The 19,907-nt window shown below is 53.3% G+C and carries 19 protein-coding genes and 1 pseudogene; 7 read left to right on the top strand and 13 right to left on the bottom strand.

What is annotated here, in order from left to right:
- The coding region (locus ACUU1I_RS13380) for a Bax inhibitor-1 family protein (protein ID WP_449144843.1) at positions 1-377 on the top strand (377 nt) is incomplete at its 5' end.
- 35 nt (positions 378-412) lie between these two features.
- Here ACUU1I_RS13380 and ACUU1I_RS13375 read toward each other — a convergent pair.
- The 3 genes from ACUU1I_RS13375 to ACUU1I_RS13365 are packed head-to-tail and all read right to left on the bottom strand — an operon-like array spanning position 413 to position 3,368.
- Positions 413-1,369 (bottom strand): lysylphosphatidylglycerol synthase domain-containing protein, encoded by a 957-nt coding sequence (locus tag ACUU1I_RS13375; protein ID WP_000045465.1) that lies wholly within the window; start codon positions 1,367-1,369, stop codon positions 413-415.
- On the bottom strand, positions 1,369-2,610 hold the full coding sequence (gene clsB, locus ACUU1I_RS13370; protein WP_000650364.1) for a cardiolipin synthase ClsB: 1,242 nt from the start codon (positions 2,608-2,610) through the stop codon (positions 1,369-1,371). The genes ACUU1I_RS13375 and clsB overlap by 1 nt, the downstream gene beginning before the upstream one ends.
- The gene (locus ACUU1I_RS13365; RefSeq protein ID WP_001113348.1) at positions 2,607-3,368 is read right to left on the bottom strand and encodes an endonuclease/exonuclease/phosphatase family protein; all 762 of its coding nucleotides are present in this window, start codon (positions 3,366-3,368) and stop codon (positions 2,607-2,609) included. Before ACUU1I_RS13365 ends, clsB begins: the two co-directional genes overlap by 4 nt.
- Before the next feature lie 132 nt (positions 3,369-3,500).
- Here ACUU1I_RS13365 and ACUU1I_RS13360 point away from each other — a divergent pair, with 132 nt between their 5' ends.
- The gene (locus ACUU1I_RS13360) at positions 3,501-3,911 is read left to right on the top strand and encodes a YbhQ family protein (RefSeq protein ID WP_000871982.1); all 411 of its coding nucleotides are present in this window, start codon (positions 3,501-3,503) and stop codon (positions 3,909-3,911) included.
- Here ACUU1I_RS13360 and ACUU1I_RS13355 read toward each other — a convergent pair.
- The 5 genes from ACUU1I_RS13355 to cecR are packed head-to-tail and all read right to left on the bottom strand — an operon-like array spanning position 3,873 to position 9,514.
- Positions 3,873-4,979, bottom strand: coding sequence for an ABC transporter permease (locus ACUU1I_RS13355; RefSeq protein WP_000469031.1), 1,107 nt, complete (start codon positions 4,977-4,979; stop codon positions 3,873-3,875). The genes ACUU1I_RS13360 and ACUU1I_RS13355 overlap by 39 nt on opposite strands.
- Positions 4,980-4,989: 10 nt before the next feature.
- Positions 4,990-6,123: an ABC transporter permease gene (locus tag ACUU1I_RS13350; protein WP_000070107.1), complete on the bottom strand. Its 1,134-nt coding sequence runs from the start codon at positions 6,121-6,123 to the stop codon at positions 4,990-4,992.
- Positions 6,116-7,852: an ATP-binding cassette domain-containing protein gene (locus ACUU1I_RS13345; protein WP_000996107.1), complete on the bottom strand. Its 1,737-nt coding sequence runs from the start codon at positions 7,850-7,852 to the stop codon at positions 6,116-6,118. Before ACUU1I_RS13345 ends, ACUU1I_RS13350 begins: the two co-directional genes overlap by 8 nt.
- On the bottom strand, positions 7,845-8,840 hold the full coding sequence (hlyD, locus tag ACUU1I_RS13340; RefSeq protein ID WP_000743444.1) for a secretion protein HlyD: 996 nt from the start codon (positions 8,838-8,840) through the stop codon (positions 7,845-7,847). The genes ACUU1I_RS13345 and hlyD overlap by 8 nt, the downstream gene beginning before the upstream one ends.
- A gap of 2 nt (positions 8,841-8,842) precedes the next feature.
- Positions 8,843-9,514: a DNA-binding transcriptional regulator CecR gene (gene cecR, locus ACUU1I_RS13335; RefSeq protein WP_005067198.1), complete on the bottom strand. Its 672-nt coding sequence runs from the start codon at positions 9,512-9,514 to the stop codon at positions 8,843-8,845.
- A gap of 228 nt (positions 9,515-9,742) precedes the next feature.
- Here cecR and rhlE point away from each other — a divergent pair, with 228 nt between their 5' ends.
- Positions 9,743-10,963: an ATP-dependent RNA helicase RhlE gene (rhlE, locus tag ACUU1I_RS13330; protein ID WP_000007129.1), complete on the top strand. Its 1,221-nt coding sequence runs from the start codon at positions 9,743-9,745 to the stop codon at positions 10,961-10,963.
- Between the two features lie 173 nt (positions 10,964-11,136).
- Here rhlE and ybiA read toward each other — a convergent pair whose 3' ends face one another.
- On the bottom strand, positions 11,137-11,619 hold the full coding sequence (ybiA, locus tag ACUU1I_RS13325) for an N-glycosidase YbiA (protein WP_001145124.1): 483 nt from the start codon (positions 11,617-11,619) through the stop codon (positions 11,137-11,139).
- A gap of 119 nt (positions 11,620-11,738) precedes the next feature.
- Here ybiA and dinG point away from each other — a divergent pair, with 119 nt between their 5' ends.
- The 4 genes from dinG to ybiE all read left to right on the top strand — a co-directional run bounded on the left by dinG (position 11,739) and on the right by ybiE (position 16,231).
- A complete protein-coding gene (gene dinG, locus ACUU1I_RS13320) occupies positions 11,739-13,889 on the top strand; it encodes an ATP-dependent DNA helicase DinG (protein WP_005067202.1) in 2,151 nt (716 codons plus the stop codon).
- 27 nt (positions 13,890-13,916) lie between these two features.
- Positions 13,917-14,879 carry a DNA-binding protein YbiB gene (ybiB, locus tag ACUU1I_RS13315; RefSeq protein ID WP_000386531.1) on the top strand — a complete coding sequence of 321 codons (963 nt, stop codon included), beginning with the start codon at positions 13,917-13,919 and terminating at the stop codon, positions 14,877-14,879.
- A gap of 140 nt (positions 14,880-15,019) precedes the next feature.
- Positions 15,020-16,105, top strand: a complete 1,086-nt coding sequence (gene hcxB, locus ACUU1I_RS13310; protein ID WP_000443518.1) for a hydroxycarboxylate dehydrogenase HcXB — start codon at positions 15,020-15,022, stop codon at positions 16,103-16,105.
- A 66-nt stretch (positions 16,106-16,171) separates the two neighbouring features.
- Complete coding sequence (gene ybiE, locus ACUU1I_RS13305; RefSeq protein ID WP_211180490.1) at positions 16,172-16,231, top strand: protein YbiE; 60 nt, start codon at positions 16,172-16,174, stop codon at positions 16,229-16,231.
- A 102-nt stretch (positions 16,232-16,333) separates the two neighbouring features.
- Here ybiE and ybiJ read toward each other — a convergent pair whose 3' ends face one another.
- From ybiJ to ACUU1I_RS13285, 4 genes and pseudogenes are all read right to left on the bottom strand, one after another.
- A complete protein-coding gene (ybiJ, locus tag ACUU1I_RS13300; RefSeq protein WP_000849301.1) occupies positions 16,334-16,594 on the bottom strand; it encodes a DUF1471 family protein YbiJ in 261 nt (86 codons plus the stop codon).
- A 264-nt stretch (positions 16,595-16,858) separates the two neighbouring features.
- Positions 16,859-17,125: a C4-type zinc finger protein YbiI gene (ybiI, locus tag ACUU1I_RS13295; RefSeq protein WP_000135440.1), complete on the bottom strand. Its 267-nt coding sequence runs from the start codon at positions 17,123-17,125 to the stop codon at positions 16,859-16,861.
- A gap of 73 nt (positions 17,126-17,198) precedes the next feature.
- Entirely contained in the window at positions 17,199-17,876 is a 678-nt protein-coding gene (gene ybiX / locus ACUU1I_RS13290) for a PKHD-type hydroxylase YbiX (RefSeq protein ID WP_000990151.1), read from the bottom strand.
- 41 nt (positions 17,877-17,917) lie between these two features.
- Positions 17,918-19,907: pseudogene (locus tag ACUU1I_RS13285) on the bottom strand (catecholate siderophore receptor Fiu); the annotation flags it as partial.

Here is a 19,907-nt window from a genome sequence, read left to right as displayed (position 1 = left end):
CGGGCGCGATGTTTTTAATCAGTATGCTGGCCGGTTTATTATTTAATGTTGATCCTGGTTCTCACCGTTTTATCATTATGATGACGTTGACAGGGTTGGCCCTGGTAATCATCGTGAATGCGGCATTAATGAGTGAACGGCCCATTTGGGTAATAAGTTGCTTAATGATTGTGTTATGGCCAGGCATTATCTCGCATGGACGAAATAAGCTCCTTGAACTGGCAGGAAAATGCCATAGTGAAGAGTTGTGGAGTCCGATTCGTTGCGCTTTTACAGGTGCATTAACACTCTATTACTATTTTATCGGCTTCTTTGGGATACTTGCCGCGATAGCTATAACGCTTGTCTGGCAAAGGCATACGCGTTTTTTTCATTAGTCGTAAATGCAGATACTAAAGAACTTAACTAAACTTCACATCGCCGCTTCATTTTTCGCCCGTAGCTTCTTCGCTTGGCTTTCCAGTAGCAGGTAACAGATCAGCGCCAGCAGCAGCGGGATAAAGTAATACAGGACGCGATAAGCGAGCAGGGCGGCGATAATGCTCCCTTTCGAGGTATGCTCCCCAGCCAGTAGTGCGATAAACACCGCTTCCAGCACACCGATCCCCGCCGGAATATGCACGATGACGCCAGCAATACTACTAACCAGTAACACGCCCAGTACAAAGAAATAGTTCACGCTTTGACCAAGTAACAGCCAGATAATCGCCCCCATTACCATCCAGTTAACGCTGGAAATCAGCATCTGAGCGAGGGCGAATTTCCATGAAGGCAGCACCAGCTTTTGCCCTTTGATGGTCATATGGCGGTGCTTCGCGAAAGCGCAAAACCACAAATAAACCGCGATAATCATCAGTAAGCCAATGCCGAGAATACGCAGCGTAGTTTGATCGACATACCAGTGATCCGGCAACTCCACCACGCCTGCGGTAAAGATAATCCCTGCCAGTAAAATATAGCCCAGCCAGTTGGTGGTAATACTGAGCGAGGAAATCCGCGTAATAGTGCTGCCCGGTAACCCTAGTCGGGAGTACAAACGATAGCGCATACCAATGCCGCCGACCCAGGTACTGAGCGTCAGGTTGAAGGCGTAGCAGATAAACGACACCAGCATCACCTGGCGCTTCGCCAGTTTGTGACCGCAGTAAAAGCGGGCGAGCAGGTCATAGCAGCCGTAAATCAGATAGCTGACGACCACCAGCCCGACCGCACTAAGCAGCGCAACGCGATTGTAGTCGCGGATGACCTTCCAGACCTCTTCCCAGTCCACTTTTTTGGCGTAGACCACCAGCAACACAATCACCGCGATAAAAAACAGCCAGGTGAGGATCTTCTTTGCTAAGCGCCAGCGCGGGTGTGATTTACTCATCAGGGTTTTACCCCCGTGTTTTCAGTTTCTACCCGATCCTGCGTTTCCATTGTCGGTTGTGCGGGGGGATCAACCTGCGTCAGACGTGGTGTGTGTGCCGGAAGCCAGCCAACCAGCGCCGGGAAGTGGCGTAAAAAGTGGAACGCCAGCACGCTTTTGGTCAGGTTCCACCAGGTGCGTTTGGGCAGCATGGTTTCATCCACCTGCTGACAATCTGCGGCAATAATGCCGTTCAGATTATCGCGCAGCGTCTGGTTAAAATGACGATCGTGGATGATGACATTTGCTTCGAGATTCAGTGACAAACTGAGCGGATCGAGATTACTGGACCCTACTGTCGCCCAGTGATCGTCCATCAATGCCACTTTGCCGTGGAGCGGGCGGCGGCGGTACTCAAAAACCTGAACGCCGCCTTTAACCAGATAGTTATACAGCAAGCGCGCACCGACTCTGACAATCGGCATATCCGGTTCGCCCTGAATGATCAGTTTGATCCGCACCCCGCGCCGTGCCGCTTTACGCAAGGCGTGTAAAAATCGATAGCCGGGGAAGAAGTAGGCGTTGGCGATAATCACTTCCCGCCGCGCCTGAGTGAGCATTTTCAGATAATGGCGTTCAATATCATCGCGATGTTCTTCGTTATCGCGCCAGACCAGCAATACCTGCGCTTCTCCCGGCTGGCGGTTCTCTTCCGCTTTGTGATGACGTCGCCACCAGCGTCGTGCCGCGCTCTGTCCAGGCAGGTTTTCCAGCTCAAACTGGAGAATATCTTCGACAATCGGCCCTTCAAGGCGTACCGCGTAATCCTGTTTAGCCTCTGGACCGTAGCTGGACATATGCTCGGCGGAGTAATTCAGCCCGCCAATAAAGGCGATACGCGCGTCGATCACCACAATTTTGCGATGCATCCGGCGAAACACATTGGTGCGCATACCAAAAAGGCGAGGGCGGGGATCGTAGTAGCGGAACACTACGCCAGCTGCCGTCAGTTCATTGACAAACTCATCGCTGAGATCCGGCGAACCGTAGCCATCCAGCAAGACTTCCGCTTTAACCCCGCGTTGCGCTGCTGCCAGTAGTGCCGCATGCAGCTGTTTGCCGACGTTATCCTCAAACCAGATAAACGTTTCAAGAATGATGCGTTCTTGTGCCTCGCCAATCGCCTTAAACACCGCGGGATAATATTGCTCGCCGTTTTCCAGCAACTGGATCTTATTGCCTTCGCGCCAGCTACATTTCATAAATGAATCTCCGCACTTAAAGGGGCATGATCAGAAAGGTGTCGCCATGTCCGCAGCGGCAACGCGGTTGGCGCGCTGGCGCTGGCATTTTTGACGTAGATCCTGTCCAGTCGTAGTAGAGGAAATTGCACCGGAAACGTGCGCGCCGGGCGTCCGTGGGCGCGGGTAAAAATCTCATCCAGTCCGGCCTGCACTTTTAACGGATGATTAGCTTTTTGCCGCCAGTCATTGAAATCACCCGCCACCAATACCGGTTCGCCGTCCGGTAGCTCATTCACCCATTCGGCGAGCATCGCAAGCTGCGCCTGACGGTGCGCCTCACGCAGGCCCAGATGTACGCACATCACATGAATCGCTTTTCCGGTCATCGGCGGCACAATGCGGCAGTAGAGCACGCCGCGCTTTTCCGCACCATCGACCGAAACATCGCGATTCTCATAATGTTCAATGGGATAACGCGACAGTACGGCGTTGCCGTGATGCCCTTCCGGGTATACGGCATTGCGACCGTAGGCAAAATCGCTCCACATAGTGTCGGCGAGAAACTCGTAGTGCGAGGTATCGGGCCAGTTTTCCACATGCAGCGGATGAACTTCGTGCGCGCCCATCACTTCCTGCAGGCAAACAATATCGGCGCTGACGGTACGCACGGCATCGCGAAGTTCCGGCAAAATGAAGCGTCGGTTAAACGCGGTAAAGCCTTTGTGAATGTTGATGGTGAGCACCTTGAACGAAAATTGTTGTGTTTGATCGGGCATAATTTTCCTGTCTTTGCCTCTTATCTCATTGAAATAGTGTAGTCGGCGTCACAAAAAGGTGCGGTCTTACGGAATTTTCCGTAAAGTTCGGTACTCTGAGTAAGTAGAGATAAATTCTTCAGGAGAGAAGCCATGAAGTGGCAACAACGTGTTCGTGTCGCAACGGGTCTAAGTTGCTGGCAGATTATGTTGCATTTACTGGTAGTGGCGCTGCTGGTGGTGGGCTGGATGAGTAAGACTCTGGTTCACGTCGGCGTGGGATTATGCGCACTGTATTGTGTCACGGTAGTGATGATGCTGGTGTTTCAGCGCCACCCCGAGCAACGCTGGCGTGAGGTGGCAGACGTGCTGGAAGAGCTGACCACGACCTGGTATTTTGGCGCAGCGCTGATTGTGCTGTGGCTGTTGTCCCGCGTACTGGAAAACAACTTTTTGCTGGCAATTGCAGGGCTGGCGATCCTTGCTGGCCCGGCGGTAGTGTCTTTGCTGGCGAAAGATAAGAAGTTACATCACCTTACGTCTAAACATCGCGTACGCCGCTGACCCTGTCGTGGCCGTTATCACCAGTAGCGGCCACAAACTATTCCACACAATATCCAGACTCGCATCCTTCAAATAAATCTGCTTGGTAATGTCCGTAAAGTGGCGAATAGGGTTAATCCACGTCAGATTTTGCAGCCACACTGGCATGTTTTCCACCGGCGAAACGTAACCGGAAAGGAGAATGGCGGGCATCATAAAAACAAACACGCCGATAAACGCCTGCTGTTGTGTCGAGCAGAGTGATGAAATCAACAGACCGAATCCCACCAGCGATAAACCGTAAATCACCATCGTAAAGTAGAACAGCGCTAGCGATCCGGCGAAGGGGATTTGATACGCCCAGATACCAATCGCCAGCACAATGGTGGCCTGGAAGGTGGCGACAATTAACGCCGGTACGGCTTTGCCGATGAAGATCTGCCAGGTGGTGAGCGGCGAAACCAGTAGCTGATCGAGCGTACCTTGTTCACGTTCGCGGGCGACGGAAAGTGAAGTGACGATCATTACGCCGATAGTGGTGATCATGGCGATCAGCGACGGCACCACAAACCATTTGTAGTCGAGATTCGGGTTATACCAGTTGCGTACCACCAGCTCGCTGTTGTTGGGTTTCGGTTTTCCTTCCAGCAGCTCCTGCTGATAATTTTTGACGATCTGTTGCAGGTAGTTGGCGGCAATTTGCGCACTGTTGGAGTTACGCCCGTCGAGGATCAACTGCAACGGCGCGGTCTGGAAGGTATCCAGTTTGCGCGAGAAGTCAGCCGGGAAACGCACCAGTAGTAACGCCTTTTGTGTGTCGATGGTCGGGCGGATCTCCTGTGGGCTTTTCAGCAGCAGCACATGTGTAAAGGCGCTGGCGCGGGCAAAACGTTGAGTAAGTTCCACCGAATGCTCGCCGTTATCTTCATCGTAGATGGCGATGGTGGCGTTAGTCACTTCCAGCGTGGCGGCGAACGGGAACAGGATCACCTGAATTAGCACGGGTAAAATCAGAATCGCGCGGGTTTGTGGTTCGCGCAGCAACGACTGCAACTCTTTGCGGATTAACGTCCATAAGCGATGAAACATGCTCTTCTCCCTAATCCAGCCGACGTTTGGTTTTCAGCCACGTCAGGCCGATAAACATCACCGCCGAAGCGATCAAAAACAGCACGTTTACCACCAGCACCACTGGAATATTCCCGGCGAGGAACAGGCTTTGCAGGGTGCTGACGAAATAACGAGCGGGAATAATGTACGTCACCGCGCGGATCACCGCGGGCATACTGTCGATCTGAAAAATAAAGCCGGAAAGCATAATCGACGGCAGAAAAGCGGCGTTCAGGGCGACCTGAGCGGCATTGAACTGGTTGCGGGTAATCGTGGAAATCAGCAGCCCCATTCCCAGGGTACTGAGTAAAAACAGGCTGGAGATAAAAAACAGAATCAGCAGCGAACCGCGATACGGCACGCCGAGAATAAACACTGACACCAGCATACACAGCAACATCGCCAGCATCCCGAGAAAGTAATAAGGGATCAGCTTACACAGCAGCAGTTCCGTGCGGGTAATCTCCGTAGAGAGCAGAGCCTCCATGGTGCCGCGTTCCCATTCTCGCGCCACCACCAGCGAGGTGAGAATCGCGCCGATGACCGTCATGATAATGGTCACCGCACCCGGGATAATAAAGTGCTGGCTTATCGCCGCCGGGTTAAACCAGTAGCGGGTTTGTACATCAATAAGCGGTTCAAAAGTCTGCCCGTTGTCCTCCGCTCGCTGCATTTGCCAGATCTGCCAGATCCCTTCGACATACCCCTGCACAAAGTTAGCGGTATTCGGCTCACTGCCGTCGGTGATCACCTGAATCGGTGCGGTGGCGTTGGCGCGCTCCATCTGTTCGGCGAAATCCACGGGAATAACCACCAGACCGCGAATTTTCCCCGACTGCATTTTGGCGATCAGTTCCTGACGGTTATCGCTGATGGTGGCGTCGATGTAGGGCGAACCGGTCATGGTGTGGGTGAAATCCAGCGCCGCTTCGCTACGCTGTTCCAGCAAAATCCCGACCCGCAGCTTGCTGGAGTCGAGGTTAATGCCGTAACCAAAAATAAACAGCAGTAGCAGTGGGATCACTACCGCAATCAGCCAGCTACTCGGATCGCGAACGATCTGCCGCGTCTCTTTGACGCACAGCGCCCGCACGCGATGCCAGGAAAGGATCGGGTTACTCATTGCTATGCTCCTTATCCCAGTCGTGGATCAACTGAATAAAGGCTTGCTCCATGGTGGGATCGGGTTGCTCATCGTTAGCTGACTGTGCTTTCAAATCGTCCGGCGTACCGCTGGCGATTAATTTCCCACGGTACACCAGGCCGATGCGGTCGCAATATTCCGCTTCATCCATAAAGTGGGTGGTGACCATCACCGTGACGCCTTTCTCTACCATGCTGTTGATGTGCAGCCAAAATTCACGGCGGGTGAGGGGGTCAACGCCGGAAGTCGGTTCGTCGAGAAAGAGAATATCCGGTTCATGCATCAGCGAACAGGCCAGCGCCAGCCGCTGTTTAAAACCTAATGGCAGTTCATCGGTGGCGTGTGAGGCAATACTTTTCAGGCCAAATGCCTCGCTCATACGGGAGATTTTTTCGTTCTGCGCCCGACCGCGTAAGCCATACACACCAGAGAAAAAGCGTAAATTCTGTTCGACCGTCAGGTTGCCGTAGAGCGAAAATTTTTGCGCCATATAGCCGAGATGCTGGCGCGCTTTACCGGAACTCTCTTTCAGATCCATCCCCAGCACCAGCGCCTGGCCGGAAGTCGGCACCAGCAAACCGCACATCATCTTAAAGGTGGTCGATTTACCCGCGCCGTTTGGCCCCAGCAAACCAAAAATCTCCCCACGTTTAACGGCAAAGTTGACGTGATCGGTGGCGGCAAAATCACCAAATTTCTTGGTCAGTTCTTTCGCTTCGATCACCGTCTCGCCGGGTGTGCCTTCTACCGTATGCAATATTGCACCCAGCGGCGATTCTGAGGTTCCGGCACCGCCCAGCAAATCAATAAACGCATCTTCAAAACGCGGCGTAGTTTCGTTGATGTTGATTTCCGGCATCCCGTCGGCATGGCGAATATCGTCTGGTGTGGCCTCTTTTTTGAGGATCAGACGTACCGATTTCCCCTGAATCATGCCGTCGCTGACCTGCGGCAGTTTCAAGGCGCGTTGCAACAGTTTGCGGTTGCCCTCGTGTGGACTGGTCATCAGAAAGCTGCGTCCGGCCATGGTTTGTGTCAGGGCTTTTGGTTCTCCCTGATACAGCAACTCGCCTTCGTTCATCAGTAACACGTCACGGCACTGCTCGGCTTCGTCGAGATACGAGGTACTCCAGAGGATTAACATCCCTTCGCCCGCCAGCTCATGCACCATCTGCCACAGTTCGCGCCGTGAGATAGGGTCAACGCCGACGCCGGGTTCATCGAGCAGCAACACTTTCGGTTCGCCCACCAGGGTACAGGCCAGGCCGAGTTTTTGTTTCATCCCACCGGAGAGCTTGCCCGCCAGGCGTCCGGTAAACGGCCCAAGAGACGTAAACTCCAGCAGGCGAGCAAAAGTTTGCTTACGTGCCTCGCCGGTGACGCTGCGCAAATCCGCGTACAGATTGAGGTTCTCCATCACCGTGAGATCTTCATACAGACCAAATTTCTGCGGCATATAGCCGAGCACGGCGTGCAGCGCGCCGTCGTTTTTGATCGGATCAAAGCCAATCACCGTGGCACTGCCGCTGTCGGGTTTCAGTAATCCCGCCAACATCCGCATCAGCGTGGTTTTACCTGCACCGTCCGGCCCCACCAACCCCGTCACATAACCGGCGTGAATGGTACAATCGAGCGGCGCGACGGCGGGCTTGTCCATGCCCGGAAAGCGTTTTTCCAGGCCGTTCAGCGTGATAACGGCATCATTCATGTCCTGCCTCGTCACCGAATTGTACCGTCACTGGCATTCCCTGGCGTAACGCATCATCGGCGTCGGTCACCACAATACGCAGGCGATAGACGAGGTCGGTACGCAGATCCGGTGTTTCGACGGTTTTCGGGGTAAATTCAGCAGTCGGCGAAACGAAACCAATCTGCCCGTGATACGGCTTGTCCGGGCGACCATCGGTATAAAGCAGCACTTTGCGCCCCGGCTGGGCCTGGTCAAGATTCCGTTCATCAACATAAGCGCGCACCCACACCGGACGCGTTAGTGAAACGGTAAACACCGTGCCACCTTCATTGAGAACCGTGCCTGGCTCTACCGCGCGCGTTAACAGCGTGCCATCAGACGGTGCTATCAACGTTGAGTCCTGTAAATTCAGCTCCGCCTGCGCCAGTTGCGCCTGCGCCTGTTCGAGGCTGGCTTTCGCCTGAGCGATATCCTGTTCACGGTTACCGGAACGGTACTGACGCAATTTATCCTGTGCTGATTTCAGCGTTGCCTGTGCCTGGTCGCGCGAGGAGCGGGCATTTTCCAGGTCATTTGCCGAAATGGTGCGGCTTTTCCACAGTCCTTGCTGGCGGTTATAGAAGTTCTGCGCATAGTCATAGGCGGCTTGCGCCTGTTTCACCGCTGCGGCGGCCTGAGCGATTTCTTCATCGCGATACCCGGCAAGCATCAGATCATACTGCGCCTGTGCCACCGAGACGCCCGCTTTCGCCTGCATCAGGGCAATCTCATACGGCTTGTGATCCAGTTCGCCCAGCACCTGGCCCGCTTTGATAGCATCACCTTCGTCCACCGCCAGCGATTCAACGCGCCCCCCAACACGGAAACTAAGATTCACCGTACGAATATCCACGTTGCCATACAGCGTCAGGCCGTTATCTTGGCGGCTTTGATACCACCAGTAGCCTCCGGCAACCACGGCGGCAAGTACCACTACCGCCAGTCCGATCACGACAGGTTTTTTCATCACTACAAACTCCTTTGCGATAATCCTTGCAAAATCAGGTCGATATGACAGGTCACCGTCTGGTTGATCAGTTCGGTCTTTTCTTCATCGAACGCGGTCCAGCCGGTACGTAACAGAATTGTTTCTTTGCCAAGACGGAACGCCAGAATCTCACCAATCAACGCATGGGAATGAAGGATCATGCGGGTGTCATTAGCGTCGCAGCCGGTCCAGGCGGCAATCAGGCGTGTCAGGTGGCTGTGTAGCGGACTAATCACCTGTTCGTGCACCAGGTGGTAGGCTGCCGTGGGAGAGAGCTGCTCACGGGAGATAAACTTGCTGAGGTTGACGGTGTCATCCTGGGTGAGCAGCTTAATCATGTTCCTGCAGGCGCGAAGGATCAGTTCACGGATGGCAGCCCGATCAGGCTGTGGTTGGGCGAACAAGCGTTCGGCTTCCTCGGCATGCGGACGGAACTGCTCGCCAATAAAATCGGCAATCCACTGGGCGCAGGCGAGGTACAAATCTTCTTTCGAACCGAAGTAGTAGGTGATGGCAGCGATATTCTGCCCGGCCTGGGCGGCTATCTCGCGGGTGGTGGCGTTCATTCCATATTCACCAAACTGCGCCAGTGCGGCAGCAATCAGCTGTTTTTTCGCCTGTTCACCCTTGATTGTCATGGCAGGATTATTCATCGCACAGTCCATTCTTAATCAAATGATTGATTAAGATTATGACTCCATATGGGAGTTGTCCAGTATGGCTAAGAATTTTAGCTACGCCAGTCACAGGGATAATTTATGCGCTGCGTCACAAAAACTGCTACACTCCGCTCCCTCATGACATTGTGGTTTTTGTCATTTTCCTTTTCAGTATCTCCCTGAAAACTACACCGGTAACGGTCGGGGCGGTTCGGAGTAGTTATGTCTTTCGATTCTTTGGGTTTAAGCCCTGATATCCTGCGCGCCGTTGCCGAGCAGGGTTACCGTGAACCCACCCCTATTCAGCAGCAGGCGATCCCTGCGGTGCTGGAAGGCCGCGACCTGATGGCTAGCGCCCAGACCGGCACCGGCAAAACAGCGGGCTTTACGCTGCCGCTGTTGCAACACCTGATCACTCGCCAGCCGCACGCCAAAGGGCGTCGTCCGGTACGTGCGCTCATTCTTACCCCGACCCGTGAACTGGCGGCACAGATTGGCGAAAACGTCCGTGATTACAGCAAATACCTGAACATTCGTTCGCTGGTGGTGTTTGGCGGTGTCAGCATTAACCCACAAATGATGAAGTTGCGCGGCGGCGTTGATGTGCTGGTGGCAACGCCGGGACGTTTGCTGGACCTGGAACATCAAAATGCAGTGAAGCTGGATCAGGTTGAAATCCTCGTCCTCGATGAAGCTGACCGCATGCTCGACATGGGCTTTATCCACGATATCCGTCGCGTGTTAACAAAACTGCCAGCGAAACGCCAGAACCTGCTGTTCTCTGCGACCTTCTCTGACGATATTAAAGCCCTGGCGGAAAAACTGTTGCACAACCCGCTGGAAATCGAAGTGGCACGCCGCAATACCGCGTCTGATCAGGTGACCCAGCACGTTCACTTTGTCGATAAGAAACGCAAACGCGAATTGCTGTCGCACATGATTGGTAAAGGGAACTGGCAGCAGGTGCTGGTGTTTACCCGTACCAAACACGGCGCTAACCATCTGGCTGAGCAGCTCAATAAAGATGGCATCCGTAGTGTGGCGATCCACGGGAATAAATCGCAAGGTGCGCGTACCCGTGCGCTGGCTGATTTTAAATCGGGTGACATTCGCGTACTGGTGGCGACCGATATCGCTGCGCGCGGTCTGGATATCGAAGAGTTGCCGCACGTCGTCAACTATGAACTGCCAAACGTACCGGAAGATTATGTCCACCGTATCGGGCGTACCGGTCGTGCGGCTGCTACCGGTGAAGCGTTGTCGCTGGTGTGTGTTGATGAACACAAACTGCTGCGTGATATCGAAAAACTGCTGAAAAAAGAGATCCCGCGCATTGCGATTCCGGGCTATGAGCCGGATCCGTCAATCAAAGCCGAACCGATCCAGAACGGTCGCCAGCAACGTGGCGGCATCAGGCTGATGAACAAACGCAAAACTGCCTGATGCGCTACGCTTATCAGGCCTACGTGGACTCTGCAATATATTGAATTTGCATGCTTTTGTAGGCCGGATAAGGCGTTTACGCCGCATCCGGCATTTCACAACAAGCACTTGTCAGCAATTTGAGAACACGGGAAAAAATTTATCTGTTTTACCGCCCATAAGCCACCGAGACGTTACTTCTCTATAGCCAATTGTTCGCGCAACTCCATTAAAAGGTAGCCCAGTCGATTCTTGCCCTTACCATTACCACCGTCTCCCCAGTAAGCATCGTTTTCCGTATGCTCAACCAGTTTTGCGGGCGCGGTTGCCAGCAAGAGCACACGCAGTTCTGCATGCTGTTCGAATTTAGCGCGAAGTGCTTTACGCATCACCTGTTCTTTAACCGACTCCCAGTTTTTACGAAGTGGCTTGGAACGATTACGCCCCATGCGAGCGGCGACCATGGGGGAAGAAACCCGACGGATCTCTTCGCGGTATTTTTCATCAAGGAATTTTTGTGCCTGAAAATAGTGTTCGGAGGTGGGCCAGGTATTCCCGTCAACCTTGATGGGCCTGGCGGCAAAGTTAGAAAAATCACCGTAGTCATCGCTGGTGCTGTAGAAATTTATGATGGTGTCTTGCATGACGTGTTGGATCCTTTGTGCTCGAACGGGCATTAAACCGCATTATGTTGGTGGTTATTGCGAGCCGCTTTCCAGAAACAGAAAAACCATTACCCCTGAAAACCGAAAAATGCCACAATATTGGCTGTTTATACAGTATTTCAGGTTTTCTCATGGCATTAACCGCCGCGCTTAAAGCGCAAATTGCCGCCTGGTATAAGGCGCTTCAGGAACAGATCCCCGACTTTATTCCCCGTGCGCCGCAGCGGCAGATGATTGCGGACGTCGCCAAAACGCTGGCCGGAGAAGAAGGGCGGCATCTGGCGATTGAAGCCCCCACCGGCGTTGGGAAAACGCTCTCCTATTTGATCCCCGGCATCGCCATTGCCCGCGAAGAGCAAAAAACGCTGGTGGTGAGTACCGCCAACGTGGCGTTGCAGGATCAGATTTACAGCAAAGATTTACCGCTGCTGAAAAAGATCATTCCCGATCTTAAATTCACTGCCGCTTTCGGGCGTGGGCGCTACGTTTGTCCGCGTAATCTGACGGCGCTCGCCAGCACTGAACCCACGCAACAGGATCTGCTGGCGTTTCTTGACGACGAACTGACGCCAAATAATCAGGAAGAGCAAAAACGTTGTGCGAAGCTGAAGGGCGATCTCGACACTTATAAATGGGATGGTCTGCGCGATCATACGGATATCGCTATAGATGATGATCTCTGGCGTCGTTTGAGTACCGACAAAGCCAGCTGCCTCAACCGTAACTGTTACTACTATCGTGAATGCCCGTTTTTTGTTACTCGTCGGGAGATTCAGGAAGCGGAAGTGGTGGTGGCAAACCATGCGCTGGTGATGGCGGCGATGGAAAGCGAAGCCGTACTGCCTGACCCGAAAAATCTGCTGCTGGTGCTGGACGAAGGTCATCACCTGCCAGATGTGGCCCGGGATGCGCTGGAGATGAGCGCTGAAATCACCGCGCCCTGGTATCGACTACAGCTGGACTTGTTCACGAAACTGGTCGCTACCTGCATGGAGCAGTTTCGCCCGAAGACCATCCCACCGCTGGCGATCCCTGAACGTTTGAATGCGCATTGTGAAGAGTTGTATGAGCTTATCGCCTCGTTAAACAACATTCTCAATCTCTACATGCCTGCCGGGCAGGAGGCAGAGCACCGTTTTGCGATGGGCGAACTGCCTGATGAATTGCTGGAGATCTGCCAGCGGCTGGCAAAACTCACCGAGATGCTGCGTGGTCTGGCGGAGTTATTTCTTAACGATTTAAGTGAGAAAACCGGCAGCCACGATATTGTGCGTCTGCATCGGTTGATTTTACAGATGAACCGCGCGCTGGGGATGTTTGAGGTGCAAAGCAAACTCTGGCGGCTGGCGTCTCTGGCGCAATCTTCCGGTGCGCCGGTGACCAAATGGGCGACGCGGGAAGAGCGCGAAGGGCAGCTACACCTCTGGTTTCACTGCGTGGGAATACGTGTCAGCGATCAGCTGGAAAGGCTGCTGTGGCGCAGTATTCCGCACATTATTGTCACCTCCGCAACCTTGCGTTCGCTGAATAGTTTTTCGCGTTTGCAGGAGATGAGTGGTCTGAAAGAGAAAGCGGGCGACCGTTTTGTGGCGCTGGATTCCCCCTTTAACCACTGCGAACAGGGCAAAATTGTTATTCCCCGGATGCGCTTTGAGCCTTCCATCGACAACGAAGAGCAACACATTGCCGAAATGGCGGCCTTTTTCCGTGAACAGGTGGAGAGCAAAAAACATCTCGGTATGTTGGTACTGTTTGCCAGCGGACGGGCGATGCAGCGCTTTCTCGACTATGTGACGGATTTACGCCTGATGTTGCTGGTGCAGGGCGATCAGCCGCGTTATCGCTTAGTTGAACTGCACCGCAAACGCGTTGCCAACGGTGAGCGTAGCGTGCTGGTGGGCTTACAGTCATTTGCCGAAGGGCTTGATTTGAAAGGTGATCTGCTCAGCCAGGTGCATATCCACAAAATCGCTTTTCCGCCCATCGACAGCCCGGTGGTGATCACCGAAGGGGAATGGCTGAAAAGCCTCAACCGCTATCCGTTTGAGGTGCAAAGCCTGCCGAGCGCCTCGTTTAACCTGATTCAGCAGGTTGGGCGACTGATTCGAAGCCACGGTTGCTGGGGCGAAGTGGTTATCTACGACAAACGCTTGCTGACAAAAAATTATGGCAAGCGACTACTGGATGCATTACCGGTATTTCCGATAGAGCAACCGGAAGTCCCTGAAGGTATAGTTAAAAAGAAAGAAAAAACGAAATCCCCACGCCGTCGGCGGCGTTAATGATGTGAGTCAGGTAAGGAGTCGTAAATGGACTATCGCAAAATAATTAAAGAGATCGGGCGCGGGAAAAACCACGCGCGCGATTTAGACCGGGATACTGCGCGCGGTCTGTATGCTCATATGCTCAATGGTGAAGTCCCTGACCTTGAGTTGGGCGGCGTATTGATTGCGCTGCGTATCAAAGGGGAAGGGGAAGCAGAGATGCTCGGCTTTTACGAAGCCATGCAAAATCACACCATCAAGCTGACGCCGCCTGCAGGCAAGCCGATGCCGATTGTCATCCCCAGTTACAACGGCGCGCGTAAACAGGCTAACCTGACGCCATTATTGGCGATTCTGCTGCATAAACTCGGTTTTCCTGTGGTGGTTCACGGAGTTAGCGAAGATCCAACTCGCGTGCTGACAGAAACCATTTTCGAACTGATGGGTATTACACCAACGTTGCACGGCGGGCAGGCGCAGGCGAAGCTCGACGAACATCAACCGGTGTTTATGCCTGTCGGCGCGTTTTGCCCGCCGCTGGAAAAACAACTGGCGATGCGCTGGCGGATGGGCGTGCGTAACAGTGCACATACCCTGGCGAAACTGGCGACGCCATTTGCCGAAGGTGAGGCACTGTGTCTTTCCAGCGTTTCGCATCCGGAATACATTGGACGCGTCGCGAAGTTCTTTAGCGATATCGGCGGGTGGGCGTTACTAATGCATGGTACTGAAGGCGAAGTGTATGCTAATCCGCAGCGCTGCCCGCAGATCAATCTCATTGACCGTGAAGGGATGCGGGTGCTGTATGAAAAACAGGACCCTGCTGGTAGCGAGTTACTGCCACAAGCAAAAGATCCGGAAACCACGGCGCAGTGGACTGAGCGTTGCCTGGCTGGCAGCGAAGCGATTCCCGAATCGCTGAAAATCCAGATGGCTTGCTGCCTGGTGGCTACGGGTGAAGCGGCAACTATCAGCGATGGCCTGGCGCGCGTTAATCAGGCATTTTAATTTTTATCTCAGCCGGATGAGCCACGTCATCCGGCTTTTACCCCACCGCAATATGAAATTCCTGCATCTTTATTGACCTTCCCGCGCCCGGCGTGCAGCATAAAAAAACAACAAACACATAACATAAACAGGAGTTAACCATGGAAAGTGGTCATCGCTTTGATGCTCAGACGCTGCACAGTTTTATTCAGGCTGTATTTCGTCAGATGGGTAGCGAGGAACAAGAAGCGAAATTAGTTGCCGATCATTTAATCGCGGCAAACCTGGCAGGGCATGATTCTCATGGTATTGGCATGATCCCAAGCTATGTGCGTTCCTGGAGTCAGGGGCATCTGCAAATTAACCATCATGCCAAAATCGTTAAAGAGGCGGGGGCGGCAGTCACGCTCGATGGCGATCGCGCATTCGGTCAGGTCGCGGCACACGAAGCGATGGCGCTGGGGATTGAGAAAGCGCATCAGCACGGTATTGCTGCCGTGGCGCTACATAACTCGCATCATATCGGCCGTATCGGTTACTGGGCGGAGCAGTGTTCAGCGGCGGGGTTTGTCTCTATCCACTTTGTTAGCGTGGTCGGTATTCCAATGGTCGCGCCGTTCCACGGTCGCGACAGCCGCTTTGGCACCAATCCCTTCTGTGTGGTTTTCCCTCGTAAAGATAATTTCCCGCTGTTGCTTGATTACGCCACCAGCGCCATTGCATTTGGCAAAACCCGCGTCGCCTGGCATAAAGGCGTCCCCGTGCCGCCAGGTTGCCTGATTGACGTTAACGGCGTGCCGACGACCAATCCGGCGGTAATGCAGGAGTCGCCGTTGGGGTCGCTGTTGACCTTTGCCGAACATAAAGGCTACGCCCTTGCAGCGATGTGTGAAATTCTTGGCGGGGCGCTTTCTGGCGGTAAAACGACGCATAAGGAAACGTTGCAAACCAGCCCCGATGCCATTCTTAACTGCATGACCACTATCATCATCAACCCGGAACTGTTCGGCGCGCCGGATTGTAACGCGCAGACCGAAGCCTTTGCCGAGTGGGTGAAAGCCTCGCCGCATGATGACGATAAGCCGATTTTGCTACCGGGCGAGTGGGAAGTGAACACGCGTCGCGAACGGCAGGAGCAGGGGATTCCATTGGATGCGGGAAGCTGGCAGGCCATTTGTGATGCGGCGCGGCAGATTGGTATGTCGGAAGAGACGTTGCAGGCTTTCTGTCAGCAGTTAGCCAGCTAAAAAAAAGCCCGTCCAGTGGCGGACGGGCAAACAAGGGTAACATAGGATCAATGAGGGTTAGAGCATATGCGTCTGTCGGCAAACAGACAGGGAAATACTTGTGCTGGACGTAGCGTAAACGCCTGATCCGTCCAACGGTTCGGATTTTGTAGGCCTGATAAGACGCGGTAGCGTCGCATCAGGCATCTGTTGCCGGATGCGGCATAAACGCCTTATCCGTCCTACGAATTACTTATAAATTACCGCAGTACCGCTTAATTTATTGTTGTTGGTGGCGGAAGTGATGCTGTATCCACTGGCACCGGCTGCCGCCGCTTTCTCAGCCAGTTTCGCTTCCAGGGCATCGAGGGTGGATGCGCCATCGGCAGAAACCACGCCGATTTTATTCATGTTCTGTGCCTGGGATGCCGTTACCGGTTCCGCCGCGAACACGCCAAATGACAGAGTTGAAAGAGCCATAGCAGCAACAACAGTATTGATAGTTTTCATAATTAATCTCTCGCAGGTGATTTTTGTATAAGTGACGTTGTTTCGTCGATGTGATGAGTATCACGTTTTTTTACGAGAGATAAAATCGAAGAGAATTGACCGCCTTGTTCAAATAAATTGATTGATATCTAACATACTGATAAACCATTTATTTGTTGTACTTATGGACTTGTTTTATGCCGCGTGGCAGTCACAGCAGCGTTAAAGGCACGGAATGCCACGCAAAATACAAATTATACTCGCTATGCATCTCGCCAGTTGTAGTTAACGTAACTGGCTGTCTTTCGAACCTCTGCGATTATATCCTGTATACGCTGGTTTTTGTAAATCTTTCTCCTGCTGACAATGAATACATAAGCGCACGCCAGGAATGGCTTCCCGACGGGCTTGCGGGATGGGGGCACCGCACTCTTCACATTCATACAGGCTTTCGCCACGCGGAATTTCACCCCGAGCGCGGGCAATCGCATCTTCAATTGTACTGTTGATCTGTTCGTTGACGGCGTCATCGTTAGCCCAAGCGGATGCCATATCGTCCTCCCCATATCAATGCTTGTACAGTTAAGTGTAGCTAATATAGGGACGAACCTGGGCAGTTCAAGCGTCAGATCTCCGACCATTCCCGCAGCAGATTATGATAAAGATTGAGCAGCGACAGGATCTCTTCATTTTCACCATAGCGGCTTTTCAGCGACTGAATATTTTTGTCCAGTTCAAACAGCATGGCGCGCTTTTTATCATCGCGGATCATCGACTGGATCCACATAAATGATGCCACTCGTACGCCGCGGGTTACGGGTGTCACGCAATGCAGGCTGCTGGAGGGATACAACACCAGATCACCTGCCGGGAGTTTTACCCGATGTTGTCCAAAGGTGTCATTAACGACCAGTTCGCCGCCGTCGTAGCTTTGTGGATCGCTTAAAAACAGCGTGGCAGAAAGGTCAGTGCGCATCCAGCCGTTTTGTGGATGGCTGCGTACTGCGCCATCCACATGGAAACCATAGGTTTCATTGTTCTGATAGCGATTAAACAGCGGCGTGGAAAGGGTACGCGGCAAGGCAGCGGCAAAGAACAATGCATGTTGGTTAACCGCGTTCAGCACCTCATTTTGCAGTGCGGCGTATAACGCGCTGCGGGTGTCTACTTGCTGATTGTTCTTAACTTGTGCACCTTGTGCTCCGGTGGTGACGCGTCCATCCACCCATTCGGCTTGTTCCAGTTGTTCGCGAAAATGGGCGACGTCCTGTGGCGATAACACGCCGGGAATGTGGTACATCATACAAGTTCTCCAAAAAGTGGGGCCTGCGCCCCACATCTGAATCAGAAATGCATATTGGCTGTGAGCAAGAAGGTTCTTGGCTCGCCCGGGTGATAACGGTAGCCGCTCTTGTTGATTGAGGCGACGTAATCGGTATCAAACAGGTTGTAAACGTTTAGCTGGAAGTCGAGATTGCGATTAACCCGATACCCCAGTTTGGCATCTGCGACCCAGTAACCTTCTGTAAATGCTGGCGTTCCCACCGCGCCGTCTGAACCTTTATGTATACTGCCGATATAGCGTGCGCCCGCGCCAACAGAGATATCATCGGTTGCCTGATATTGGCTCCATAAGGTGAAGGCGTGCTCCGGGGTATACGGCAGCGATGAGGAACCATCCTGGGCAACATCTTTGCCGTTTTTGATGGTTGCTTTTTTCTGGGTATAGCCGCCAATCACCTGCCACGCGGGAGTGATATTCCCTGCCACGGATATCTCATAGCCTTCGACGCGTTTCTTACCGTATTGCGAGTAAGTCCCGTCATCATTTTGCTCAACTTCATTTTCGATATCAGTACGGAACAGCGCGGCGGTGAGCAACAGGCGTTTATCCAGAACCTGCCATTTGGTGCCAATCTCGCTGGTGTTGGCTTTTTGCGGTTTAAAATCGGTGCGGTTGGCACTGTTACCACTGCCAGACTGCGCAAGGGCGAAGTTGTTGCCGCCCGGAGGCTGCTGGGAAACGGCATAGTTAATATAGACATTGCCGTTTTCCGTCAGGTGATACAGCGCCCCGGCTTTCCAGTTCACCAGATTGCCCGACTTGGCGGTGTCGACGGTGGTGACTGGAGAACCTTTTGCCACACCAGCTGGGCAGGTGATGGCACCGCGTCCGCTGCCGCCGCAGGCGGTGGCACTGTCATATTCAGTATGATAATTATCCAGACGGATCCCGCCGTTCAGCTCAAAATCACGGGTGATTTGCAGCGTATCGAAGGCGTAAATTGCGAAGGTATCCGTCTGACCATTGGCGTTTGCGCCGTTGCGCGTCAGGCCGCCGGGATGAATTCTGCTGTCAGGATGATAAATATTTACCGCCGGTAACGTCACCGGATTAACGCCATAGTTAGTCTGCGTCTCACGGGTAAATTCCACGCCGGTACTGACATCATGACCGATAGAACCGGTATAGAACGTCGAGGTCAGGTTGGTCTGGTTGGTGAGAATTTTATTACTCACATCTTTGGTATTCGCCGTGCGTGACTAGGTCCAGCTATTCACATCGCTGGTGGGCTGAGTAATATTCGACGCCCCGCCCATAATCGCCGTCATCAGGTAATCCTGCTTTACGCGCGACCAACGGGTAGTATTGCGAATGGTGGTGTTATCGTTGATGTCGTGCTCAAAACGCATGGTGGCGGTGTCGGTGGTCGAATCGTCGTAATCGGAATCCGTGCCGTAAAAGTTATGAGTATCAACTTTTCCGGAATGATTCAGGGCCGCCGCTCCCGCAGATGGGGCAGAATAGCCCGGCAAACCGATGGTCGGAATGCCGCCGTCTGGCGTGTTGTGCTGAGTGACATGCAGATAATTAAGATACAAACGATTCGCTGTACCAAGGCCAAAAGAGACAGAAGGGGCGACGCCGTAACGCTCATTTTTGACTTTGTCGCGTCCGGCATCGTGGGTTTTTTCGCCCATCACATTCAGGCGCACCGCGGTAGTATCACCAATGACCTGATTGACGTCCAGCGTGCCGCGGCGGAACCAGGCGCTGCCAATACTGGCGGAGGCGTCAATGCCGGAATCATTGCGCGGCTGCTTGCTGATCATATTGATCGAGCCTGTCGGTGCGCTGCGCCCGTAGTCGGTGCCGGACGGCCCTTTAATCACTTCGACCTGCTCGGTATTGAAGGTGTCGCGCGAGACGCTGCCGATATCGCGAATACCATCAATATAAATACTGTTAGAGGTATCGGCACCACGCATATAAATGGCGTCGCCAGTGGTGGAGTTACCGTTCTCACCCGCAAAAAACGCACCCACGCCGGGG

The sequence above is a fragment of the Shigella sp. SIG3 genome, from assembly GCF_053555855.1.
The sequence above is the reverse complement of the archived record's forward strand: the minus strand, read 5'-3'. Positions and strand labels throughout refer to the sequence as shown.

Coding starts and splice junctions, on each gene's coding strand:
- ACUU1I_RS13375 (WP_000045465.1), bottom strand. CDS start 1,369: ATGAGTAAATCACACCCGCGCTGGCGCTTAGCAAAGAAGATCCTCACC.
- clsB (WP_000650364.1), bottom strand. CDS start 2,610: ATGAAATGTAGCTGGCGCGAAGGCAATAAGATCCAGTTGCTGGAAAAC.
- ACUU1I_RS13365 (WP_001113348.1), bottom strand. CDS start 3,368: ATGCCCGATCAAACACAACAATTTTCGTTCAAGGTGCTCACCATCAAC.
- ACUU1I_RS13360 (WP_000871982.1), top strand. CDS start 3,501: ATGAAGTGGCAACAACGTGTTCGTGTCGCAACGGGTCTAAGTTGCTGG.
- ACUU1I_RS13355 (WP_000469031.1), bottom strand. CDS start 4,979: ATGTTTCATCGCTTATGGACGTTAATCCGCAAAGAGTTGCAGTCGTTG.
- ACUU1I_RS13350 (WP_000070107.1), bottom strand. CDS start 6,123: ATGAGTAACCCGATCCTTTCCTGGCATCGCGTGCGGGCGCTGTGCGTC.
- ACUU1I_RS13345 (WP_000996107.1), bottom strand. CDS start 7,852: ATGAATGATGCCGTTATCACGCTGAACGGCCTGGAAAAACGCTTTCCG.
- hlyD (WP_000743444.1), bottom strand. CDS start 8,840: ATGAAAAAACCTGTCGTGATCGGACTGGCGGTAGTGGTACTTGCCGCC.
- cecR (WP_005067198.1), bottom strand. CDS start 9,514: ATGAATAATCCTGCCATGACAATCAAGGGTGAACAGGCGAAAAAACAG.
- rhlE (WP_000007129.1), top strand. CDS start 9,743: ATGTCTTTCGATTCTTTGGGTTTAAGCCCTGATATCCTGCGCGCCGTT.
- ybiA (WP_001145124.1), bottom strand. CDS start 11,619: ATGCCCGTTCGAGCACAAAGGATCCAACACGTCATGCAAGACACCATC.
- dinG (WP_005067202.1), top strand. CDS start 11,739: ATGGCATTAACCGCCGCGCTTAAAGCGCAAATTGCCGCCTGGTATAAG.
- ybiB (WP_000386531.1), top strand. CDS start 13,917: ATGGACTATCGCAAAATAATTAAAGAGATCGGGCGCGGGAAAAACCAC.
- hcxB (WP_000443518.1), top strand. CDS start 15,020: ATGGAAAGTGGTCATCGCTTTGATGCTCAGACGCTGCACAGTTTTATT.
- ybiJ (WP_000849301.1), bottom strand. CDS start 16,594: ATGAAAACTATCAATACTGTTGTTGCTGCTATGGCTCTTTCAACTCTG.
- ybiI (WP_000135440.1), bottom strand. CDS start 17,125: ATGGCATCCGCTTGGGCTAACGATGACGCCGTCAACGAACAGATCAAC.
- ybiX (WP_000990151.1), bottom strand. CDS start 17,876: ATGATGTACCACATTCCCGGCGTGTTATCGCCACAGGACGTCGCCCAT.